Source organism: Hyphomicrobium sp. (genome assembly GCF_036262015.1).
Lineage (GTDB): Bacteria > Pseudomonadota > Alphaproteobacteria > Rhizobiales > Hyphomicrobiaceae > Hyphomicrobium_C.
Map to the genome: position 1 here is coordinate 20,219 of NZ_DATAJR010000007.1, position 20,216 is coordinate 40,434.

A 20,216-nucleotide genomic window follows, 5' to 3' on the forward strand; every position below is an offset into this window, starting at 1 on the left:
TGCCCACTATCCTCCCCCGCTCTTGGTCGTTGCACCAAACAGCGTCAAGCGCGCATCGAGCTCGCGGTGCGGCCTTACGTTCGAATCTGCCGCGCGCGCTATCTGTAGCATGCCGACAAACAGCGGAGGCTGCTGCGCTTCGAGCGTAAACAGCAATCCTTGCAACTGTTTCAGGCCGGCCTGAAGCTGGATCTCAATGCCAACCAACCGTAGGGCGTCGTCCACGCGCGGCGGCAGAACCGTCACGCTGCTCAATCTTATGCCCTCGTCCGCGGCTACCGCATTCACCCGCGCCTGGAGGGCCGCCGCTCGAATTTGGTCGCTTTCGCCTTCGAGCATCGTGAAGTTCAACGCGCGGATATTAGGCTCGTCCGTGACGGCATCGCGCTGATGCTCATTCAGCGCCAACGTCAGACGTCCCAACTCGTCTCTTCGTTCCTCGATTTTCTGTCTCGTATCCGACAGCTTGTGCGCAATGGGAGCAAACAATCCCGCATAGGCGAGAACCAGCAAGCCCGCGAGAAGCGCCAACGCTGCGATTTTGTTCAGGAGAACGCCCGGAGCGATCATTGATCCTCCTCCACAGTCTCTCCCGATACGGCGCTCGCTTGACGGAGCGTCAGTCTGAGATTGAAGCGCTCCCTGTCGGCGTTCGAGTCAAACGTTACGGGCGCGGTCAGCGTGGCATCGCCGAAGTACGGACTCTTTTCGAGTGTCCCGACCAAATCGGAGGCCCTACGCGACAATCCCGACAACTCGATCGTGCGTCCCGATAACCGCAGCTCCGACAAGTATGTGTCGTCCGGAAGCCGCTGCGTGATCTCATCCACTAGCACGACTGCGGGTACGGCGTGAGCCTTCCTCACTTGAACGGCTGCCACGTCTTGCGCCGCGGAGCCAGTTCCGTTGCCGTGGTCGTCGCGCGCTCCGAGTTGCTTACGGATCTCTGCCGTCTGTCGGTCCAGCGTCGCCAACGCTCGCTCGTTTCGCCACGTCGCGAGCGCGGTGGCGAGTCCAGCAAGGAGGAGCAGACCAACCGCAAGCTTCCGAACCCAGCCGCCATTCCGAGTTCGAGGTCCGGCGGCTGTAGCGTCCAAGAACGTTACGGGCAGCATTTCAGCCCCATTGGAGGATACGCAGCCAATGCGGCGAACCGTTGCGCCCGTCCGATCTGCCGCAGCCAAAGCACGGGCTACCGTCTCGCGCTTAAGAATGAACTGCCGCGCGCTCAGATTACCTTTTGGCCCTGGCGCAGGATCGACGACATATGCCGTGAGAACGTCTTGCAATTTAAATGGCGTCGCGCGCTCAAGATCCAGCTCCAGGATACGCCCCGCGTTATGCCTCGCCTTTTTCGGGATTTCGATCCTCCGCTCCAGGCAAGCCGAGGAAGGAACGATGAACGTGAGACTGGGCGGCTTCCCCTTGCCCGCCAGTGCAGAAATCTTTCGCCACGCCTCGGCGTCATCTGCAGCCGTGGGTGGGTGGCTCGTCCCAACTGGCGCGCCCGAGTCCAGTTGGCAGATCCTCACGTGGCCGCCGTCAAGGTAGAGCGCCAGCTGATCGCCAGACGCAGACATCAGATCGCGAACGCCGTGGGGAAGCATCCCCGAAAGCTCATTCGACCACCATCGCAATCCTGAGCGGATTTGCCTGTCCATATCCCTAATCAGAGACGGCATGATTAACACCGAATTTTCGCTTTGCGAGGCCGCTTTATCTGGCTCGCGAAAGTCTTCTGCAGTATACTCCGTTTCAGCCGACATGTCCGTTTTAACGTGCTTGCGCGCTTCCAATTTTCGCGGTCCCGTCATGCTTTTCAGCCGCTCGCCGACAGGAACCTCACCGCTCAGCTCCACTCAAGCTGAGTTATCAGACCGCCTTCTCACCGCCCTCAAAGATCGCGGTCTTCTCGATGCGATTTCGGCGAAGCGAGCAGAAAAAGCGGCCCAGCAATCGGGCGACCGGATCGACACGGTCCTCACGCGGCTCGGCCTCGTCAACGAAGCGGATCTGGCGACCGTTCTCGGTTCAATACTCAACATCCCTCTTGCTCAAGCCAGCGATTTTGCATCTTCAAAAACAATAGAAACCGATATTCCCATTGAATTCCTGCGCGCCTCTCAATTGGTGCCTATTTCTGCCATTGGCGATCGCGTCGTCATCGCGACAGCCGACCCGCTCAATGGCGGTGCGTTGGATGCGGTGGCCTTTCTTTTGGGCAAACCGCTTGATCTCAAGCTCGCCACGTCCGCCACCATCGAGCGCGCGATCGAACGGCTCTATGGGAACGGACACGCGCGCGAAATCTCTGAGTTGGCATCGTCTGGCGGACAGTCGCCATCGGAAGAGGACGTCCGGCGTCTCGAAGACCTCGCGAGCGATGCGCCCATCATCAAACTGGTCAACGAGCTAATTGTGCGGGCCGTTGAAGCCAAGGCTTCGGATATTCACATCGAGCCGCGAGAAGACAGTCTCCGCGTCCGCTTCCGCCTCGACGGAAATTTGCAGACAATCGAAACACTGCAGGCCGACCTCAGTGCTGCGATCTGCTCGCGCATCAAGATCATGGCGAAACTCAACATTGCGGAGCGCCGCCTACCGCAGGACGGGCGCATCAAGACGACCGTTCGCGGGAGGCAGATCGATCTGCGTGTGTCCACTATTCCGACGCTCTGGGGCGAAAGCCTCGTACTGCGTGTTCTCGATCAATCGACGGTGGTGCTGGACTTCGAGGCGTTGGGCTTTTCCGGCGCCGAGTTGCTGCATCTCAAGCAGATGCTCAACGAACCCAACGGAATCATTCTCGTCACCGGCCCAACCGGCAGCGGAAAAACAACGACGCTCTACACGGCCCTCACGCAGCTTAACGAGCCAAGCCGGAAGCTATTCAGTGTCGAGGATCCGATCGAGTATCAGATGCCTGGCATCAATCAAGTGCAGGTCAACTCTCGCATTGGCCTCACGTTCGCCTCGTCGCTGCGTTCCATTCTGCGGCAAGATCCCGATATCATCATGATCGGCGAGATCCGCGACCTTGAAACCGCGGAGATCGCAATCCGCGCCTCTCTGACAGGCCATCTCGTTCTTTCGACGCTGCACACCAACAGCGCGGCCGCGAGCATCACGCGGCTGATCGACATGGGCGTGGAAGACTATCTTCTTTCCTCCACGCTGGTTGGCGTTCTCGCGCAACGGCTCGTACGGCGCCTTTGTCCGTGCTGCGCAGCTCCTGCCAATGCAAACAGCGCTTTCACACAGCGCATCGTTTCACTCGCGCAACCCGCATTGCGCAACACGGATGCTTTTGCCCCTCGGCTTCTCAAGGCCGTCGGCTGCCCGGACTGCCACGGAACTGGATATGCCGGCCGGACCACGGTCTATGAGTTGCTCCCCGTCAGCGACCGCATCCGCGAAGGCATTCTCAAACGACACAGCGAACGTGAGATCGAAACGGCTGCGTTTTCCGGCGGCATGACCAGCATGCTCGCCAACGGACTGTCAAAAGCGCTCAGGGGCGAAACGACGGTTGAAGAAGTGCTGCGCGTCGCGAGGCTCGGCGATGCCGCGCTTTAGATACAAAGCCTATGACGCGCGGGGCGTATTGAGCTCCGGAGAGATATCCGCAGGGAGCCGCTCCGGCGCCTTGGACATGATCAGCAGACGCTCCGAGATCCCGATTGAGATCTCCGAGCATCGCTCAGACGACTACGTCGCGTGGTGGCAGCGCGATCTCGGAGGGGCTGCACTCCCATCATCGCAACTGGCTCTCTTTACGCGCGAGCTCGCGAGCCTGGTCAAAGCGGAACTGCCGATCGACGAATGCCTGAGGATCCTGACGATGCAACCGCTCGCCCAGCCGCGGCTCCGCCGCATCACGGCATCGCTTCTCGAGCGCGTCACGGAAGGCGAACAGCTTTCCGGCGCGCTCGCCGCACATCCGGCATTTCCTCCCTATATCTCCCGCCTCGTGAGCGCCGGCGAGGCAAGCGGATCGCTTGCAAGCGTCCTTGATCAACTGGCCAGCTATCTGGAGCGGCTTTCGGAGACCCGCGCGCGTGTCGTTTCCGCACTCGTCTATCCGGCGGTGCTTGTCGTGGCCTCTCTCGCTGTCATTGCCGTGATCGGTACCGTGTTGCTGCCGGCGATCCTGCCGATCTTCGAGGATGCGAGGGTGGAGCCGCCCTTCGTCGTACGCGCGCTGTCAACCGTCGGCGAGGCGGTCTCGGCCTATTGGGTCGTGTTGCCCCTCGCTATCATCGCGCTCGTTCTTGCGTTCGGCTCCCAACGCTTCAAATCCGCCGTGCGGGAGCCCGTGGATCGCGCGCTGCTGCGTACTCCAATCCTTGGCTCTCTCATCACCCAGCGGGAAACGGGGCGGTTTGCGCGCATTCTTTCGCTGCTGTTGGGCAGCGGCGTGCCGATGCTCGAAACCTTGCGCGTCTCCGCGACAACGCTTTCAAACTTCGCTTTCCAGGCCGCGATGTCTCAAGCGGCCGATCGCGTCAAGGAAGGAAATGGCGTGACCGTAACGCTCTCGCGGTCCGGCCTTCTGCCAGATCTCTTCCTCCGACTCGCGGCAGTCGGCGAGCAAAGTGGACAGCTCGATACGATGTTGCTCCGCGTCGCCGAAATTTATGAATCGGCTTTCACCAGGCAAGTCGATCGCCTCACAGTGATGGTCACTCCTGTCCTGACCTTGATTATCGGCGGCGTCGTCGGCGCAATCGTCGTGTCCGTCCTAAGCGCCGTGCTCTCGATCAACGATCTGGCCTTGCAATGATCCGCCGCGCTCCGCCGTCAGTTGCATCGGACCAGGGTTTTACACTCCTCGAGCTTCTGCTTGCGCTGTCGATTGCGGCTCTCGCGGCGGCCGTTGTCGTCCCTCGCGTTTCCGGTGTGAGAGACACCGCCTTGGTTGAGACTGCGGCGCGCAAGCTCGCCGCAGCCGCTATGGCAACGCGCGCGGCCAGTGTTCGTGCGTCCGAAGACCGTGTCCTCGTCATTGATCTGGCTGCCCGGCGGTATTGGTCGGATGGCGTACTGGGTGTCACGAGGCTGCCGCCGGGGCTCTCGATCGCCGTGCCGCGCGGTGGCACGTTCGACCACCGCGCACTCCTGCGCTTCCGGCCGGATGGAAGCGCGACCGAAGCCGAAATTCGGATCCGGAAGGGGCGACGGTCGTCGACCATTTCCATCGATTGGTTGACCGGTTCGGCCCGAGTCTCGTGAGGATGGCCATGCGGCGCGGAGATGACGGCTTCACCTTGATCGAAGTTCTCGTTGCTCTTGCCATCGGTGCTCTCTTGATTGCGACGGCCTATCGCGGATTTGCTATCGGATGGCGCGGCATGCGAATTTCGGAGGATGAAGCCGTTGCCTTAGCGGTCGCGCGGTCCGAGCTTGCTTCTGCCGGTATCGCGTATCCCCTCACAGCGGGTGATCGATCCGGTGTCACGACCGGCATCACCTGGACGACATCTCTCCGGCCCTATGAGCCGCCAGCTCAGGCTGGTTTCAATTTTGACTCTCCTTCCGCCTACTGGGTCGAGGTCGAGGCGCTGTGGCGCGAGCGGTCGGCAGGCGCTCGATTCATCCGGCTCGTGACCCTCAAACCGGGGCCAAGCCATGTCCGCCGCTAGGATAGGACATCGGATGCGTTCCGGTGAGGCCGGCTTCAGCCTCATCGAAACCCTGGTGGCTCTTGCCATTCTGGCCTTCCTATTGGCGATGGTTCCAACTGCGTTCAAGCACGCGAAACGGGCGCTGAAGGGCTTGATGGACCACGCCAGCAGCGCCGAATCCGGGTCGCTGCGCTACCTCGAACAACGACTTGCAGATGCGCTGCCCCTTTATTCGGATCGCAAGGGACATTCTTCCCGCATCGCTTTCCGAGGGGAGCGGCACGGCATCGAATTCCTTACGCCTATCGAGAACACGCCACTTGGCGGCGGGCTCTATCGAATCAGCGTATCCGCCGAACCGTCGCGTCTTTCGATGCGCCTCATGCCTTACAGGCCGTTGGGTGACAGCCCGACGCAAGATGCGGTGCAGCGCGACCTGATCCGAGATCTCTCGCAGGGCGAGTTCCGCTACTTCGGATCGGACGAGCCCGGGACGGCAGAGGCTTGGCACGAGACTTGGGTCGATCGGGGCAACCTGCCGCTGTTGATCGAGATCACGCTCAAGGAACGGACAGCGCGGTCGGCGACGGTCATCCGGATCGCCCCCAAAAACGGACGTAGCGGCCTGTTCGGCGCCGTGTCACCTGAAAACCACTGAAGGTGGTCGGGGCCCGCGCCGGCGCTCCGGCGCCCCGCGATCCGCTCGAGTATGGTTTGCCATCCCATGCATCTCTGCTAATCAGGGGGCGGCGCCGTGCGGTTCAGCGTGCGGTATCGGTTGCCCATGATCCCGTAGCTCAGCCGGATAGAGCACCTGCCTTCTAAGCAGGGGGTCGCAGGTTCGAATCCTGCCGGGATCGCCAGTGTTTGCGGTGACTCCGCCTGGCCGTCCCGCGGTCATCGCCCACGATTACGCTCACAGAACGCATTTTTTGTTGGCGCAGCATGCATCGACGCGAGCGCCGCTGCAAAAAAAACAAAAAAATCAACGTTTTATGTGTGGTTTTACACTCAGTATCGCCACGGCCAAACTGGGCTTTCTGCAGATTTCTATCCCACCTGTCCAACTGGCCTAAAGCGTCCGTTCATGCTCTCTGGAGGTACCTCACGCCGACAATCACGCCGGTGATTGACACGATGAATCCCGCAATGCTCAGCACCCAAATCAGGCTTTCGCGCAAGAGCGGCCGCGCGAGTAGGCCCGGATGATCGTACAGGTGCAAGAAATTGAACAGCCAGCGCTCCCAACGAACTGAGGCGTCAGACGCGTCGACGATGCGACCGCTCTTGAGGTCGACAGTCAGCCAGGTGCGTGGGGGATCGTTGAAGATGAGCCTCAACGCGGGCAAGACGCGCTCTGAGCGATGAGCATACCAATAGAGGTCGTATTCATCGAGACGTTTGACGGCCGCGATGGGAACCTCTGACATCGCAGTCTCCGCCGCCTGGACGATTGCTTCTTGCGTCAAAACAAAAGGAGCGCCGTCCCGAGCGTCGTAAGCAGTCTTCGCTCTTCCGTCGTTGGCGACGAACAGCGCCGCGCCCCCGACCCAGCTGAACTGAATCTCTTTCGTGTTGGGCCCAATCCGCGCCGCCAGGACGTGCGCCGATGTATTGAAGGTCAACGTGTCCGGCACATAGTACCGCGCAAGCTGATCGGGAGTGACGGGAATTCCTCGGAAAAGATCGAAGGGACCAACCGAAAGCCAGCCGCTGAAGAGCCACGTGATGACGAACACGCCGCCGATTAGACCAGAAACATGATGCCACTTCATGATGCCGCGGTAGGGACTCATGCGCGTGCCACCGTAACGCCGCCGCAACCTGATCCGAGCAACGCCGATCCATAGCCCAAATATGGCGCCAACGGTTGCCAGCCCCGAGGTCCAAATGATGACGTCACGCCACAGCGATGGGTCAGCACGCAGGGCCGTGAAGTAGATCCAATGCGGCACCGATCCGAACCAGTTCCACATCCGCTCGGAGCGCGTCGTGCTTTGCACGATCTCTCCCGTACGCGATGAAACGTAGTAGCGGGATGCGAGGCCGTCGTCGGCCTCGAAGTGATGGAGCGGCCGGTACGGCGCAAAGCGCCGCGTGACGGTCCACTGATCGGCTTCGACCGGCCCTAGGTAGGTGAAGCTATCAGGAAACGCCCCCCGCAACATGCGCTCAGCGGCGTCCTGCGTCACGCTTTCGATCCTGCTGCCGTCACGGGCGGAGACGGCGACGTGCCATTCGCCGTCGACAATACGATAGACCGGTTCGTCTCCGGCCATCTCGAGGCGGAAAGATGTGGGTGCACGTTTCAGCTCGGCCTTGGCCAGGGCTTCCCCGGGAGAGATCAGGATTTGCGACGCAGCCAGAGGCGGCAAGGCAGACACGCGCTCGTCGTCGCGCCACGAGGGATAGGGCACGTACACCATGACGAGGCCGGATAAAAACCAGATCGCGCATAGGATGCACGTGACAATGCCAAGCCAACGGTGCGTCAAGTAGAGCCAGCGCATTGTCGTCGTACTTAGTTGTTGCAACGAAACACCGCCGCCGGCCAACGGAAGCGTGACCGACGGCGGCACCCTTTCCTAGAGCGTGGGTGTGTCTGGGGGAAACACGCCGTAGGAGGACCGATTGCGAGCTAGAATCTCACGCTCATCGAGGCCTCGAATGTGCGAGGCGGAGCAATCCAGCCCTGAACCATATTGTCGTCGAAGGGATAGGACCGAACGTACGGTGCGTAGACTTCGTCGAACAAATTCTTGATCCGGAAGTCGAGCGTCATCTTGTCGGTCGGCTTCCATTGCAGCCCGGCATTTACGACGGTGTAAGCGGGGCGTTCGATCGTGTTGGCGTAATTCGCGAATGCCTCGCCGACATACTGCAAGCCTGCACTGGCGCGCCAGCCCGCTGCGAAATCCCACGTCAACCAGATGTTTCCGGTCTTCTCCGGCACGAGTAGTGGTACCTTTCCGGAGTAGTCGACCATGCCGAACGTGCTGAAATCGATGTACGAGAATTCATCGTATTGAGCTTTCAGCAAAGCACCATTGGCATCCACGCGCCAGCCGCGCCCGAGCTCAATGCCGATAGCAGCTTCGATGCCTCGCGAGGATTGCTGACCGATCTGTGTAAGGGATGGCGGGAAGGTGCCGTAATCTCTTACCAGCAGATCGTTTTTGACGATGTCATAGGCAGCAAGTGACCATTCGAACGCGCCGTTCCAGAGCGTTTGCTTCACACCGATCTCGTACTGGCGTCCAGTCGTTTGCTTCAAGTTCGAAATGTCCTTGGCGTAATCGAGCAAGGGTACGTCGAGAGGATCGGTCGCGACGGAATACTGCCCAAAGAACGCGAGGTCGCGAACCGGCGTGACCACGGCGCCGACACGCCAATTGAAGGAGTTGAACTCCTTTTCGAAGCCGTTGGCCGGGGTTTGCAAATCATCCCGCGTGAGCGTGCTCGAATCCCAGCGGACGCCTCCGACTACGGAGAGGTACTGGTTGAAGATGATCCTGTCTTCGACGAACAGCGACTTTTGATCGAGTTCGGAGGCGAAGCCCGGATTGAGGCGATCGGGATTGGGGAACAAGCCGGGATCCGGATCGTAGGGATCGACGGGATCCAGCATGGCGAAGTAGCTCGCATAGCCAAATTTTGCACGGTTGACGTCGAACCCAACGACTGTCTCGTTGCCAATCCCCGCGAGGCTCGTCCGAACAGTCGCGTCGAAGCGATTTCCAATTTGCTCCTGCTTCTGGCGAATATGGATACCTTCCCGATCAACGAGATCTGGACCGCTCATATAACCCCAGAGATAGTCCTCTGCGTTACGGAACTCGCGGCGGCTATCGAGGTAATAGGCGACGTTGCGGAAGGACAGCGAGTCATTCACCTCCCATTCCGTCTTGAACTGGGTCCAGCTGTCCTGGAACTCGGTCATGGCGTTGCGGACGTTGTAGTTGTTGTCCTTGGTTCGCTTGTCAAAGACGCCGTTCCGATAAGGGGTTCCGAAGTACTTCATCGGCTCCTGATCGCCGTAGTCGTGTGAGAGCGTGAAGACGAGATCGGAAGTCGCCTGCCAGCGCAGCGCGCCGGAGATGCCGAGATTCTCGGATTCGCCGCGATCAACCCAACCGTCCGACGCATCGCCACTGACGTTGAAGCGATAGGAGACATTCTTGGAGATCGCGCCGCCGCTATCCAGAGAAGCGCGCCGCGTCATGTTGCTGTCGAAGAAGACCTGCGCCTCGTTGAACATACCCTCGGTGATCGGCTTTTTCGGAATGACGTTGATGATGCCGCCGATGGCGCCGTCGCCGTAAAGCACGGACGCGGGACCGTGGAGCACTTCGATGCGCTCGACGGACCACATGTTGAACGGGAAAGTGATGCTTCCACGGCCGGGAAACAGTCGCGTTCCGTCGTAGAGTTGCATGACGGAATTGTTGCCCTGGAAACCGCGCGCAGCGAACGCAGTCCCGAGGACCGGCATCGCGACGCTGCTGAAACCTGGCGCGTTCTGCGCTACCGCTTCGACAGTAGAGAACTGGCCTCGCTCACGCGCTGTCTCGCCTGAGATCACGTCGACACTGGCAGGTGTTTCGAGTGGCGTCAGCCCGAGGCGGCTGCCGCTGGAGCCAGTCTTTGAAAGATTGAGTCCAGGCGCGCTTTGATTAGGCGGTCCGCCAGTCGCGCTGTCGACCGGCCCCGAAGGCACCGGCTCGGGCTGCGCTTCGGCGCTCTGGCTCACTTCGGGAGCGGGGGCGGATTTCTTGGCGACTTTTTTCTTGGGTACCTCGCCCTCCACAACCACAGGCGGAAGTGGATCGGTTGACTGCGCTGCGGCACGATCAGCAAAGGTGATCAATGCCGCGGCGGATGTTCCCAAAACAAGTGAGGCATCAGACGCATATTTGGAAAATCGATTTCTAAGCACAGCAGTTCCCCCGTCGGCGATGTTGACGGGAAGCACGCTAAGTACCGCGGTGTAGTGATCCACGCCTAAGCAACAACGCTCGCTCGCACGCGCACGTGCAGCAAGTTGACAAATTCCGTGCTCGTTGATTGCCTATCTAAACGCCCACCTCGCCGTGACCTGACGATGCTTCCCTTCGGTTGCACATCAGTCGCCACTACGGGTTACCGTTCCTCCGAGCGTCCCGCACGGCGGATGGGCGACTTGTGGCGGCAGGTCTCCTGGCTCACGGCTCCAACGCTTCTGTTGGCCTTCCCGGCGATTAAAAAACGCCAGTGGCATAGTGACAGAAGCTTGCCGTCTACAGTTGCGGGCGCAGCCACGGGGTCGGCGCTCGTCGCACCTCACCGTGTTCCCTCTTCGTCTTCACACACTTGCGCATGTGCAGACACCGTCACGCGATCAAGACGCAACACCAGTTAAGCGCTGTCAAACCAATTTCGAGGCGCGCAGCACTTGAGAAGATGGCGCGATACAGTTCTGCAACACAAAGAATGCGTTGGTTGGCGGACGATTGAAGCGCCGCGGCGGCCTCCTCGCGAGCGACGGCGAAGTATACTTCAGCGAACAACCCAACGGCTTTGCCTTCACCGGAACGGTAGGGTGCCCTCGTACGGCTCACGCTACTTTAAACCGCCAATTATCTTCGGCAGATGAGGATGTCGTTTTCCTCAATGATAGTCTTCCGGTTCTGCACGTATGGTGTCGTGAAAGGTCCTCCTCTCTTCTTTTGCATGAACCCTTAGGGTCTCTTCCCTCGCTGATCCGTGCTCCAAGGTTGGAAGACGTCAGCCTCAGTGGAAGTTGAGCGCGAATTGGGCACGGGTCAGGTCCCTGATCGGAGAATTTATCGCCGCCAGCCTGCTGCAGTGGCGGACGGATTGGAGCTTCAGAAGCTCACGGGCCGATGCGGGCCCATGGAGCGGCAGTGCTACAACGGCAGTGACACGGTTGTGCGTAGGCCTCCGCCCGATCTGTTTTCAAGCGAGAGCTGACCACCGTGGGATTGGATGATGGAACTCGCAACGGTGAGACCCAGGCCAACACCTCCCATTTCGCGATTGCGCGAGTCATCGATGCGATAGAAGGGGCGGAAAACGGCTTCCTTTTCTGAATCGGGAATGCCAGGCCCATCGTCGTCGATCACAATGACCGCCAAAGCACCGCGCTTATCGAGTGAAAGTCTTGCGCGTCGACCATACTTCACAGCGTTCTCTGTGAGATTCCAAAGTGCCCGCTTCAGCGCCAGATGTCGACCCCGCGCGACGACGGAAGACGCGCGAACCTGCGCAACGTCGTAGCCCAGGTCGGTGAGATCGGACGTAATGGTGTCGAGAAGTGAACCAAGGTCTATTGGCTTTATGTCCTCGTCGATCTGGTCCCCACGAAGAAACGCGAGCGTGCTGTCGAGCATGGTTTCCATTTCGACAATATCGGCCGTCATCGCACGAACAAGATCTGCATCCGCAACATCTTCGCTGCGCAGCCGCAGTCGGGTGAGCGGTGTTTTCAAATCATGGGAAATAGCTGCAAGCGTTTGTGTGCGGTCGTCGACGAGTCTCTTAACTCGCCGGTGCATATCGTTGAACGCAATACTCAGCGCTCTCACCTCGCTTGGTCCTGCCTCCTCGACAGGTGTTCCCCCGGTACTCAAATCGAGCCGATTGGCTGCATCCACCAGAGTACTAAGCGATCGCGTCAACTGTCTGATCAGGAACGCAGCAACCCCGATGACACCCAGCACCATGACCGTGGTCGACAGAGCAACACTCTGGAATCCAGTCTGAGGATCAATTTTGCGAGTAGCAGTCACATTGACCCAGGTGGCGTCGTGCAGGCGCATGGACACCAGAAGAAAACGCGTTGCTGAAGCGTGCTCGGGCAATGGAGACGCCGCCGTGATCGACAGGCCGTTCTCCGCGAGCTCCGGCGCTACCGAGAGCAGCTTTTGCTTGAGCGAAGCGAAGTCGGTGGTGGTGATTTCAGTGCGCCCGGGCGCCGGGTCGTTTTCGCTCCAGTGGATCTCCAGCGGACCGCCAGACAACGCGTGCGCCAACTCCTCGCGCCGGGCGGGAGTCTCACGCGCGATAGCACGCTTCACCGAGGCGAGACGCTCGGCGAGGCGCTTCTCGTTCGTCACATCCAGCTCTGCCTCAAGCCCCCAATGATAGAGGCCGATACTTCCCAGATGCAGGATGAAAATGCTGGCGAAGAGCAGCGTGAGGAAACGCCCTGCGATCGAGGCGGGCAGCAACTTCATGACCAGGCGACCGTCGGCACGAACATGTATCCAACGCCGCGCACCGTCTTGACCATGGCGTGATCGTCGTCGCCGGCGGTAATCTTGCGCCGCAAGCGGCTGACCTGAACGTCGATACTGCGGTCAAATCCGGTCGCGACGCGATTACGTGCCGTATCAAGCAGCTGTTCGCGCGACAGCACCTTCTGCGGCTGCTCCACGAAGGCAAGCAAGAGGTCGTACTCACCAGTGCTAAGATCGACCACAATCCCATCGGGGTTGGTCAATTCGCGCTTGAGCGTGTCGAGGATCCAACCCTCAAATCTATATCCACGCGCAGCTGCCGGCCTGCGCAAGCCTGGATCGATTGCCATCCGTCGGAGCACCGCATTGATGCGGGCGAGTAGCTCGCGCGGGCTGAAGGGCTTCGTCACGTAGTCGTCTGCACCAATCTCGAGCCCAACGACGCGATCGGCTTCGTCCGCTTTCGCGGTCAGCATGATGATTGGCACGACAGAGGTTTTGCGGATCTCGCGGCAGAGTTCGAGCCCAGAAACGCCGGGAAGCATGATGTCCAGAATGATCAGGTCGATCGGCATCGACGAGAACGCGTGGCGCAGCTCTGGCGCGCTGCGCACCGTCGTCACGCGAAAGCCGTTTGTGCGCAGAAATTTTGCGACGAGCTGGCGCAGCTCGGCGTCATCATCGACAAGCAGGATGTGATGCTGTGCTGGCACTTGGACGAGGCGATCGGAGGGCGCACCCGGCATTGGATTGTCGCTGTTTCCGGGGCTGATAGCTTGGTTCATCGACTAGCTCGCACGTCAAAGATGCGGCCTCGTAGCATGCCGGGCGGGGAAATACCCGGCAGCGGTTTGTCGCTGCTGGGTATTCCTGAGGCGCTACTTCGCTTTCTCGAGGCGCGTGAGGGTGATCTGACCATTGACCTTGTCGGCGTGAAACACGACCTTGTCACCGGATTTGACGTCTTTCACCGAGATTCCTTCGCCCGTCTTGAAGACCATGGTCATGGCGTCCATTTCGAGGTTCGGGATGGCTTCGTGCTTGATGGTGATCTTGCCCGCGCTCTCGTCGACCTTGGTCACCTCGCCCTTGACCATCGGTCCGCCCGCGTCGGCAAGCGCTGCGAAAGGCAATGCGATCATCGCGACAGCGAGCGCGGAAGCCTTGAGTGTCTTGATCATCGTCACTTTTACTCTCCTTAGTTTCGTTGTTTCCAGCGTGATTGGATTGTTCCCTATCTCTCGTCTTTGACGACGACGACGCCGTGCATTCCGGCTTCGTAGTGACCGGGGATAAGGCACGCGAATTCGAAAGATCCCACCTTGTCGAACTTCCAGAGGATCTCGGAGGTGCCCTGGGGTTCGAGCCTCCTCCCGTTGGGATCGTCGTGCTCCATCTCCGGGTTCTTCGCCATCGCGGCTTTGTGCTTGGTGTTGTTCTCAACCGAGTCGAGCATGAACTCGTGGTCGAGCTCGCCGGCGTTCGAAATCACGAAACGGATCTGCTCGCCCTTAATCACCTCGATGCGGTTGGGCGTGTAGGACATTGTTCCTTTGCCTTCGTGCATCCTCACTTCGATGACACGAGCCTGTTTCTTGGGGTCGCCAGGATCGCCAGCCGCAAAGGAGCCGTGTGCAAGGGCTGAGGCAGGAATTGTCAGCGCCGCGGCGACGATGATGATGGGATGGAAACGAAACATGTGTTGCGTCCTCGCTATCAGTGATGTCCGCCTTTGGTGCCGGTGCCGGGCTTGATCACATTGAGCTCGATCTCGCCTTCGCCGGATTTGGCCGGTGCCTCGGGCGATGCTCTCGGCACGTCGCCCATCTCGGCGGGTGCGCCCTTCCATTCGTAGGCGACAGTGCCTTCCGGATGCTTGTACCAACCGGGATCCTTGTAATCGTTCGCCTGCAGCCCCTCGCGAACCTTCACGACCGAGAACATTCCGCCCATTTCGATAGGGCCGAACTGGCCGAAGCCGGTCATCATCGGGAGCGTATTGTCGGGGAGCGGCATTTCCATCTCGCCCATGTCGGCCATGCCTTCTGTGCCCATCGGCATGTAGTCCGGTGCGACCCTGCGGATTTTTTCGGTAATGTTGCGTTTGTTGACGCCGATGTAGTTGCGTACATCGTGACCCATCGCGTTCATGGTGTGGTGAGATTTGTGACAGTGGAACGCCCAATCGCCGGGCACATCCGCAACGAAGTCGAATGCCCGCATCTGGCCGACGGCACAATCGATCGTAACCTCCGGCCACGCGGCTGCCTCCGGCACCCAACCGCCGTCCGTGCACGAAACCTTGAAGTCGTAGCCGTGCATGTGGATCGGGTGATTGGTCATGGTGAGGTTGCCAAAGCGCACTCGCACCTTGTCACCCTTCGCGCAGACGAGATGATCGATGCCCGGAAAGACCCTGCTGTTCCAGGTCCAGAGATTAAAGTCCGTCATCTCCGCAACCTTGGGCACATACGCCCCGGGCTCGATGTCGTAGGCCGACATCAGAAATACGAAATCCCGATCGACGCGCCGGAAGGATGGATCCTTCGGATGGATGACAAAGAAACCCATCATTCCCATAGCCATCTGCACCATCTCGTCCGCGTGCGGGTGGTACATGAATGTGCCGCTTTTCTTGAGCTCGAATTCGTAGACGAATGTCTGTCCGGGCTTGATCTGAGGCTGCACAAGCCCGCCCACGCCGTCCATGCCGCTGGGTAACAGCATGCCGTGCCAATGGATGGTCGTGTGCTCGGGAAGTTTGTTGGTGACGAAGATGCGAACCTTGTCGCCCTCGACGGCCTCGATCGTTGGACCGGGAGACTGACCGTTGTAGCCCCACAAGTGCGCCTTCATACCGGGCGCGATCTCTCGAACCACGGGCTCGGCGAGGAGATGGAATTCTTTCCAATCGCCGTTCATCCGCCAGGGCAAGGTCCAGCCGTTGAGCGTAACAACCGGCTGATAGTCCGGACCGGACGTCGGGACGAGGGGCGGCTGCATCATGGGGGAGGTCTGGCTCGGAGCCTCGGGAATGGCTGCGGCTGCGGCGCGCCCGCTGACGGTCGCGGCACCGACAAGGGCGATCCCTGATGCGCTGAGAAAGTTTCGCCGAGACAATCCGTGGTAGTTGGCAGTCATCATGTTGATCTCCTGAGCCTAGTGCCCGGCTCCGTCGCCGCCGCCTGTGGCCATCGCCGTGCTGCGTCCTGCCACGCCGTCGGAGACGCCACCGCCGACTACGGCGACGTGCAGATCCGTGGCGGCCAGCCAGAAATCCCGTTTGGCTTCGATGGCGGCGACATTGCTCGCGACGCGTTCGCGAGCATCGATCAAGAGTTGGGATAGGTCGGACAGCATGCCGTTGTATTGCAGGAGTGTCTCATCAGAGATGATCTTCCTGAGCGGCAAGACCTCCTTCTGATAGTGCATGGCGATATCGTAGGTGCCGCGATAGTCCGTGTAGGCTTGGCGCACCTCGGACCGTACGTTGACGGCCTTTTCGGCTAGGCGATGCGCAGCGTGCATGTAGCGCTCTTCCGCTTCGCGCGTTTTCGATTCACCGAAGTCATAGAGCGGGATTTGGAAGTCCATGGCGATGCCGCGCCACTTCGCTGTGTCCTTGTCCAGGCCGCCGCCGGGAGCGTCGACAAATGCCCGGTCGTACTGCGACGTGCCAGTGAGCTCGAAATCATCTACGAAGCGCGTCGCACGCGTGAGGCCGTACGACTTGGCCAGGAGGTCGAGCTCCATGCGCGCGATCTCGAGATCTATGCGCTTAGAAACGGCTTCCGCTTCGATCTCGCCGGCACGCTTCGCCGAGTTCGGCAGAGGTTTGAGCTTAGCCGGCAGTCGATACTTGATGTCTGCTCCCCACAGCCCCATGAGGCGCGTCAGACGCTCTCGGTCCGCCGCTTTGCGCAGGCGTGCCGCCGCCAGCTGTGCGCCGACCTCAGCGTAGAACGCATGCTCACGTGCCTGTCCGATCTTGTTCAGGGCACCGGTTTCGCCGAGCTCCTTGGCGACATCGGACGAGGCTTCCGCGGCGGCCTTGGCTTCTTCGAGGAAAGTCACGATCTGGGCGGACGAGACCGCCCGATGATAGGCACGGCGCGTGTCGGCGGCCAGCCTCAGCACGGTCTCGGCGGCCTGAAGTTGAGCCTGCCGGAAACGGCCTTCAGCCAGCTCCCGCTGGCGCGGTAGCGTAAGGAGACCGAGGACATTGATAAGAACCTGCCGCTCGATCTCGAGCTCGCGCGAGACCGCGAGGCGCGACAAAGAGAACGTCGGGCTTGGCGGCAGGCTGGCGCTGACAGATTCGGCTTCCATCGCGCCCAACTCGGCGAATGACGCTTGCAGACCGGCATTGTTCAGGAGAGCGATCTGGACGGATGTTTCTGCATCGACAGGCGTAGCGAGCAGTGCGCGCACGCGCTCGCGCGACTGAACGGCTTCCTCCTCCGAGCGGATGCGAACAACGTCCTTTCCGAGAACTTCGGATGAGGCCGTTTGAACGGCCAGCATTCCCCCATCGGGAGAAAAGCTGGCACAACCGCCCAATCCCAATGTTACGGCCACGGCGATCATGGCTCCCTGTCCGTACGTCCTGCTGTTTCGGCGTAGTCGCGCCATCGGCAACACCCCCCGTGCTGCGTTTGCTGTCTTCATTCCCCAAGCGGCAGCTTTGGCTGCGCCTATTGCCCCTTCTCTTGCTTTGGCGGGGGCTTCGGAATTGGGGTGACGCGCCTGTTCACGTCGCCCCACGGAAGTGGGTCGACGGGCCGATATGATCCGATCTCTCGTGTGACGGGCCTGTAACCGGAGGCGACAGCTTCCTCATTTGGGTTGGATGGATCGCGCTCGCCGTACGGATAAGGCAGCGTGCGGTCCCATCGGGACCATTCGTGAGCTTGAGCTGGTGTGGTGACCACCGAAACTGCAAGCAGTGAGGGCAAAAGCCCAATGAGGGCAGTAGATGTCCCAATCGTTCTCTTAGGCATTTGCGATAGGCTCTCTGATTCCACCGCGACGAGCCTAGTCAGCTTTACGATCCGCAAAGTGTCTCGATTGTTACAAATTGTTTCGTGAGGACGCTTCAACGCGCAGGCTCGTTGAAGCCACGAACGGTACCTTCAACACCCGGGCCGGGAGGGTGTCCCGGTGGGCCTCTAGGCGATCGTAGAAGCGGCGGGGTCTGACTAGGGTATGGCCGGTTCAGCCGAAGGTTTCTCCAAAGACTCGGCGAAGAGGTGTTCTTTTACCTTTCGCAGCATCAAACTTGTCTATTTTGACAACTGGCAACAGCTTGACAGGATGCTGCGTGCTCCCAACGTTACAGTTGGAATTCTGTGCCAACCGAAATTCAGAGTGGCTCCTTTAATGGACAGTTGCGGTCGATCTAGCGTGAGCCTACCCGCAGCGACGGCGCCGATCTGACCCATTGGGTCGGTTCACCCCGTCCGGCCGGTAGGCTCGGACCAGAGGTGAACTATGCGGTGCCGTGCTTCTCGCATTTGCCGATCCGTTCAGGCCGCTTTCCACCGAGACGATCGTATTCGCCGCGGTGCGCCTTCGCAGCGCTGCTTCCGTGTTTGTGAGAGCGGAGGCCGGACATGAGCATGCTTCATCCGGCCATGGAGGCCGGGCCTCATCGTCGCTACATGCCCAACTTCTGGGATGCGCTAGCATTCGGTCTTCTGTTCGGCGGCCTCATTCTCATCGTGCACGGTGGACGCGAGACGCTCGCGCCGCTGACCTCACTCGAAACCTCACCGGTATCGCTCGATCCCGCAATGCTGCCCGAGTATGCGTTGCGCACGACGATGCGCATGTTGGCGGCCATCGTCGCGTCACTCCTTTTCACGCTGATCTACGGCGCTCTGGCGGCGAAGAGCCGGCGTGCGGAGATGGTTCTCATCCCGCTGCTCGACATCCTCCAGTCCGTCCCGGTGCTTGGCTTTTTGTCTTTCACGGTCCTTGGCTTCATGGCGCTCTTTCCGAACCAGGTCCTGGGCGTTGAGCTTGCCGCCATCTTTGCGATTTTCACGAGCCAAGCCTGGAACATGACCTTCAGCTTCTACCAGTCGCTGAAAACGATCCCCTCGGATCTAGACGAAGCATCCCGCAGCTTCCGTCTTTCGAGCTGGCAGCGATTCTGGAGACTGGAAGTGCCCTTCTCCATGCCAGGGCTGGTGTGGAACACGATGATGTCCATGTCCGGCGGCTGGTTTTTCGTCGTTGCCTCGGAAGCCATTTCCGTCGGCAACACCACGATTGCTCTGCCAGGCATCGGCTCCTATCTAGCGCTTGCCATCGAGAAGAAGAGCCTCACTGCCGTCGCCTGGGCTGTCGTCGCCATGCTCGTGGTTATCTTGATCTACGACCAGATTTTGTTCCGGCCCCTCGTTTCCTGGTCGGAGAAATTCCGTGTCGAGCAGTCCGCGGGCTCGACGGTACCTCGCTCCTGGTTTCTCGATTCCGTGCGCAGGACGCGTCTCTTTCAACGTCTTCTATCGCCGCTCGGTGCGATCCTTCAAGGCGTGCCCAAGCAACGCTTGCAACTGCCTGCACGTCTGCCGACCCTTGCGCGCGAAGCCTTGACAAGCGTATGGGCGGATCGCCTCTGGCTCGCGTTCGTTGTTCTTTCCGGCGCCTACGCTGTGTGGCTCATCGTCAGCTTCGTCATGACGGAGCTTTCCTGGAGCGAATGGGTCAAGGTTTTTGGTCTTGGCGTTCTGACGATGTTGCGCGTGCTCGCTCTTATCGCGCTTGCCACGCTCATTTGGGTGCCGATTGGCGTTTGGATCGGATTAAGGCCTCGCCTCGCCGAACGCGTGCAACCGATTGCACAGTTCTTAGCCGCCTTTCCGGCCAACATCGTGTTCCCCTTTGCGGTGGTGGCGATCGTAAAATTCGATCTTAACCCCGATATCTGGCTGTCGTTTCTGATCATACTCGGAACCCAGTGGTACATTCTCTTTAATGTCATCGCGGGGGCGAGCGCGTTCCCGAACGACCTCAAGGAGGCGGCGGAGACTTTCCATGTTCGCGGCTGGCACTGGTGGCGAAACGTCATTCTGCCCGGCATTTTTCCTTACTATGTCACCGGCGCAATCACGGCGAGCGGTGGTTCGTGGAACGCCTCTATCGTGGCGGAAGTCGCAACGTGGGGCGACACCAAGCTGAAGGCGCACGGGCTCGGCGCCTATATCGCCGATGCGACCGCAGCCGGCGACTATCCCCGTATCGTACTGGGCATCGCCGTGATGTCCCTATTCGTCATTTTGTTCAATCGCCTGCTCTGGCGTCCGCTGTATGCGTTTGCCGCTAGCCGCTTGCGTCTCGATTGAAGAAG

General features: G+C 60.0%; 16 protein-coding genes, 1 tRNA gene and 1 riboswitch. Of the genes, 7 read left to right on the top strand and 10 right to left on the bottom strand.

From position 1 onward, the window contains the following. Positions 1 to 6: 6 nt before the first annotated feature. Together gspM and VHO05_RS06970 are read right to left on the bottom strand one after the other, a co-directional pair. The gene (gene gspM, locus VHO05_RS06965) at positions 7 to 570 is read right to left on the bottom strand and encodes a type II secretion system protein GspM (protein ID WP_329645882.1); all 564 of its coding nucleotides are present in this window, start codon (positions 568 to 570) and stop codon (positions 7 to 9) included. Then, a complete protein-coding gene (locus VHO05_RS06970) occupies positions 567 to 1,607 on the bottom strand; it encodes a PilN domain-containing protein (protein WP_329645883.1) in 1,041 nt (346 codons plus the stop codon). Before VHO05_RS06970 ends, gspM begins: the two co-directional genes overlap by 4 nt. Positions 1,608 to 1,812: 205 nt before the next feature. On the opposite strand from VHO05_RS06970, the gene VHO05_RS06975 reads away from it, so the two are divergent. The 6 genes from VHO05_RS06975 (at position 1,813) to VHO05_RS07000 (ending at position 6,487) form a co-directional block, all read left to right on the top strand. Beyond that, positions 1,813 to 3,576, top strand: a complete 1,764-nt coding sequence (locus VHO05_RS06975) for a GspE/PulE family protein (protein WP_329645884.1) — start codon at positions 1,813 to 1,815, stop codon at positions 3,574 to 3,576. A 76-nt stretch (positions 3,577 to 3,652) separates the two neighbouring features. Further along, complete coding sequence (locus VHO05_RS06980; RefSeq protein ID WP_329645885.1) at positions 3,653 to 4,783, top strand: type II secretion system F family protein; 1,131 nt, start codon at positions 3,653 to 3,655, stop codon at positions 4,781 to 4,783. Further along, positions 4,780 to 5,232 (top strand): prepilin-type N-terminal cleavage/methylation domain-containing protein, encoded by a 453-nt coding sequence (locus VHO05_RS06985; RefSeq protein ID WP_329645886.1) that lies wholly within the window; start codon positions 4,780 to 4,782, stop codon positions 5,230 to 5,232. The genes VHO05_RS06980 and VHO05_RS06985 overlap by 4 nt, the downstream gene beginning before the upstream one ends. A gap of 8 nt (positions 5,233 to 5,240) precedes the next feature. Next, entirely contained in the window at positions 5,241 to 5,642 is a 402-nt protein-coding gene (locus VHO05_RS06990; RefSeq protein ID WP_329645887.1) for a prepilin-type N-terminal cleavage/methylation domain-containing protein, read from the top strand. A gap of 13 nt (positions 5,643 to 5,655) precedes the next feature. Then, on the top strand, positions 5,656 to 6,282 hold the full coding sequence (locus tag VHO05_RS06995) for a prepilin-type N-terminal cleavage/methylation domain-containing protein (protein ID WP_329645888.1): 627 nt from the start codon (positions 5,656 to 5,658) through the stop codon (positions 6,280 to 6,282). A 128-nt stretch (positions 6,283 to 6,410) separates the two neighbouring features. After that, positions 6,411 to 6,487: transfer RNA gene (locus tag VHO05_RS07000), tRNA-Arg, on the top strand. Between the two features lie 222 nt (positions 6,488 to 6,709). Here VHO05_RS07000 and VHO05_RS07005 read toward each other — a convergent pair. The 8 genes from VHO05_RS07005 to VHO05_RS07040 all read right to left on the bottom strand — a co-directional run bounded on the left by VHO05_RS07005 (position 6,710) and on the right by VHO05_RS07040 (position 17,449). After that, positions 6,710 to 8,134 (bottom strand): PepSY domain-containing protein, encoded by a 1,425-nt coding sequence (locus VHO05_RS07005; protein WP_329645889.1) that lies wholly within the window; start codon positions 8,132 to 8,134, stop codon positions 6,710 to 6,712. A 128-nt stretch (positions 8,135 to 8,262) separates the two neighbouring features. Then, positions 8,263 to 10,491: a TonB-dependent siderophore receptor gene (locus tag VHO05_RS07010; protein ID WP_329645890.1), complete on the bottom strand. Its 2,229-nt coding sequence runs from the start codon at positions 10,489 to 10,491 to the stop codon at positions 8,263 to 8,265. Between the two features lie 302 nt (positions 10,492 to 10,793). After that, positions 10,794 to 11,010: riboswitch (cobalamin riboswitch) on the bottom strand. A gap of 520 nt (positions 11,011 to 11,530) precedes the next feature. Next, entirely contained in the window at positions 11,531 to 12,859 is a 1,329-nt protein-coding gene (locus tag VHO05_RS07015) for an ATP-binding protein (RefSeq protein WP_329645891.1), read from the bottom strand. Continuing rightward, positions 12,856 to 13,608 (bottom strand): response regulator transcription factor, encoded by a 753-nt coding sequence (locus VHO05_RS07020; protein ID WP_329646179.1) that lies wholly within the window; start codon positions 13,606 to 13,608, stop codon positions 12,856 to 12,858. The genes VHO05_RS07015 and VHO05_RS07020 overlap by 4 nt, the downstream gene beginning before the upstream one ends. A 132-nt stretch (positions 13,609 to 13,740) precedes the next feature. Continuing rightward, the gene (locus tag VHO05_RS07025; RefSeq protein ID WP_329646180.1) at positions 13,741 to 14,043 is read right to left on the bottom strand and encodes a copper-binding protein; all 303 of its coding nucleotides are present in this window, start codon (positions 14,041 to 14,043) and stop codon (positions 13,741 to 13,743) included. 53 nt (positions 14,044 to 14,096) lie between these two features. After that, positions 14,097 to 14,561: a cupredoxin family protein gene (locus VHO05_RS07030; protein ID WP_329645892.1), complete on the bottom strand. Its 465-nt coding sequence runs from the start codon at positions 14,559 to 14,561 to the stop codon at positions 14,097 to 14,099. A 17-nt stretch (positions 14,562 to 14,578) separates the two neighbouring features. Further along, a complete protein-coding gene (locus VHO05_RS07035; RefSeq protein ID WP_329645893.1) occupies positions 14,579 to 16,006 on the bottom strand; it encodes a copper oxidase in 1,428 nt (475 codons plus the stop codon). A gap of 15 nt (positions 16,007 to 16,021) precedes the next feature. Then, positions 16,022 to 17,449 (bottom strand): TolC family protein, encoded by a 1,428-nt coding sequence (locus VHO05_RS07040; protein ID WP_329645894.1) that lies wholly within the window; start codon positions 17,447 to 17,449, stop codon positions 16,022 to 16,024. Between the two features lie 1,025 nt (positions 17,450 to 18,474). Here VHO05_RS07040 and VHO05_RS07045 point away from each other — a divergent pair. Further along, positions 18,475 to 20,211, top strand: coding sequence for an ABC transporter permease subunit (locus VHO05_RS07045; protein ID WP_329645895.1), 1,737 nt, complete (start codon positions 18,475 to 18,477; stop codon positions 20,209 to 20,211). The last annotated feature ends 5 nt before the right edge of the window (positions 20,212 to 20,216 follow it).

Bases quoted from the DNA above. Each gene is read 5' to 3' on its own strand.
- gspM (WP_329645882.1), bottom strand. From the start codon at position 570: ATGATCGCTCCGGGCGTTCTCCTGAACAAAATCGCAGCGTTGGCGCTT.
- VHO05_RS06970 (WP_329645883.1), bottom strand. From the start codon at position 1,607: ATGCTTCCCCACGGCGTTCGCGATCTGATGTCTGCGTCTGGCGATCAG.
- VHO05_RS06975 (WP_329645884.1), top strand. From the start codon at position 1,813: ATGCTTTTCAGCCGCTCGCCGACAGGAACCTCACCGCTCAGCTCCACT.
- VHO05_RS06980 (WP_329645885.1), top strand. From the start codon at position 3,653: ATGATCAGCAGACGCTCCGAGATCCCGATTGAGATCTCCGAGCATCGC.
- VHO05_RS06985 (WP_329645886.1), top strand. From the start codon at position 4,780: ATGATCCGCCGCGCTCCGCCGTCAGTTGCATCGGACCAGGGTTTTACA.
- VHO05_RS06990 (WP_329645887.1), top strand. From the start codon at position 5,241: ATGCGGCGCGGAGATGACGGCTTCACCTTGATCGAAGTTCTCGTTGCT.
- VHO05_RS06995 (WP_329645888.1), top strand. From the start codon at position 5,656: ATGCGTTCCGGTGAGGCCGGCTTCAGCCTCATCGAAACCCTGGTGGCT.
- VHO05_RS07005 (WP_329645889.1), bottom strand. From the start codon at position 8,134: ATGCGCTGGCTCTACTTGACGCACCGTTGGCTTGGCATTGTCACGTGC.
- VHO05_RS07015 (WP_329645891.1), bottom strand. From the start codon at position 12,859: ATGAAGTTGCTGCCCGCCTCGATCGCAGGGCGTTTCCTCACGCTGCTC.
- VHO05_RS07020 (WP_329646179.1), bottom strand. From the start codon at position 13,608: ATGCCGGGTGCGCCCTCCGATCGCCTCGTCCAAGTGCCAGCACAGCAT.
- VHO05_RS07025 (WP_329646180.1), bottom strand. From the start codon at position 14,043: ATGATCAAGACACTCAAGGCTTCCGCGCTCGCTGTCGCGATGATCGCA.
- VHO05_RS07030 (WP_329645892.1), bottom strand. From the start codon at position 14,561: ATGTTTCGTTTCCATCCCATCATCATCGTCGCCGCGGCGCTGACAATT.
- VHO05_RS07035 (WP_329645893.1), bottom strand. From the start codon at position 16,006: ATGATGACTGCCAACTACCACGGATTGTCTCGGCGAAACTTTCTCAGC.
- VHO05_RS07040 (WP_329645894.1), bottom strand. From the start codon at position 17,449: ATGATCGCCGTGGCCGTAACATTGGGATTGGGCGGTTGTGCCAGCTTT.
- VHO05_RS07045 (WP_329645895.1), top strand. From the start codon at position 18,475: ATGAGCATGCTTCATCCGGCCATGGAGGCCGGGCCTCATCGTCGCTAC.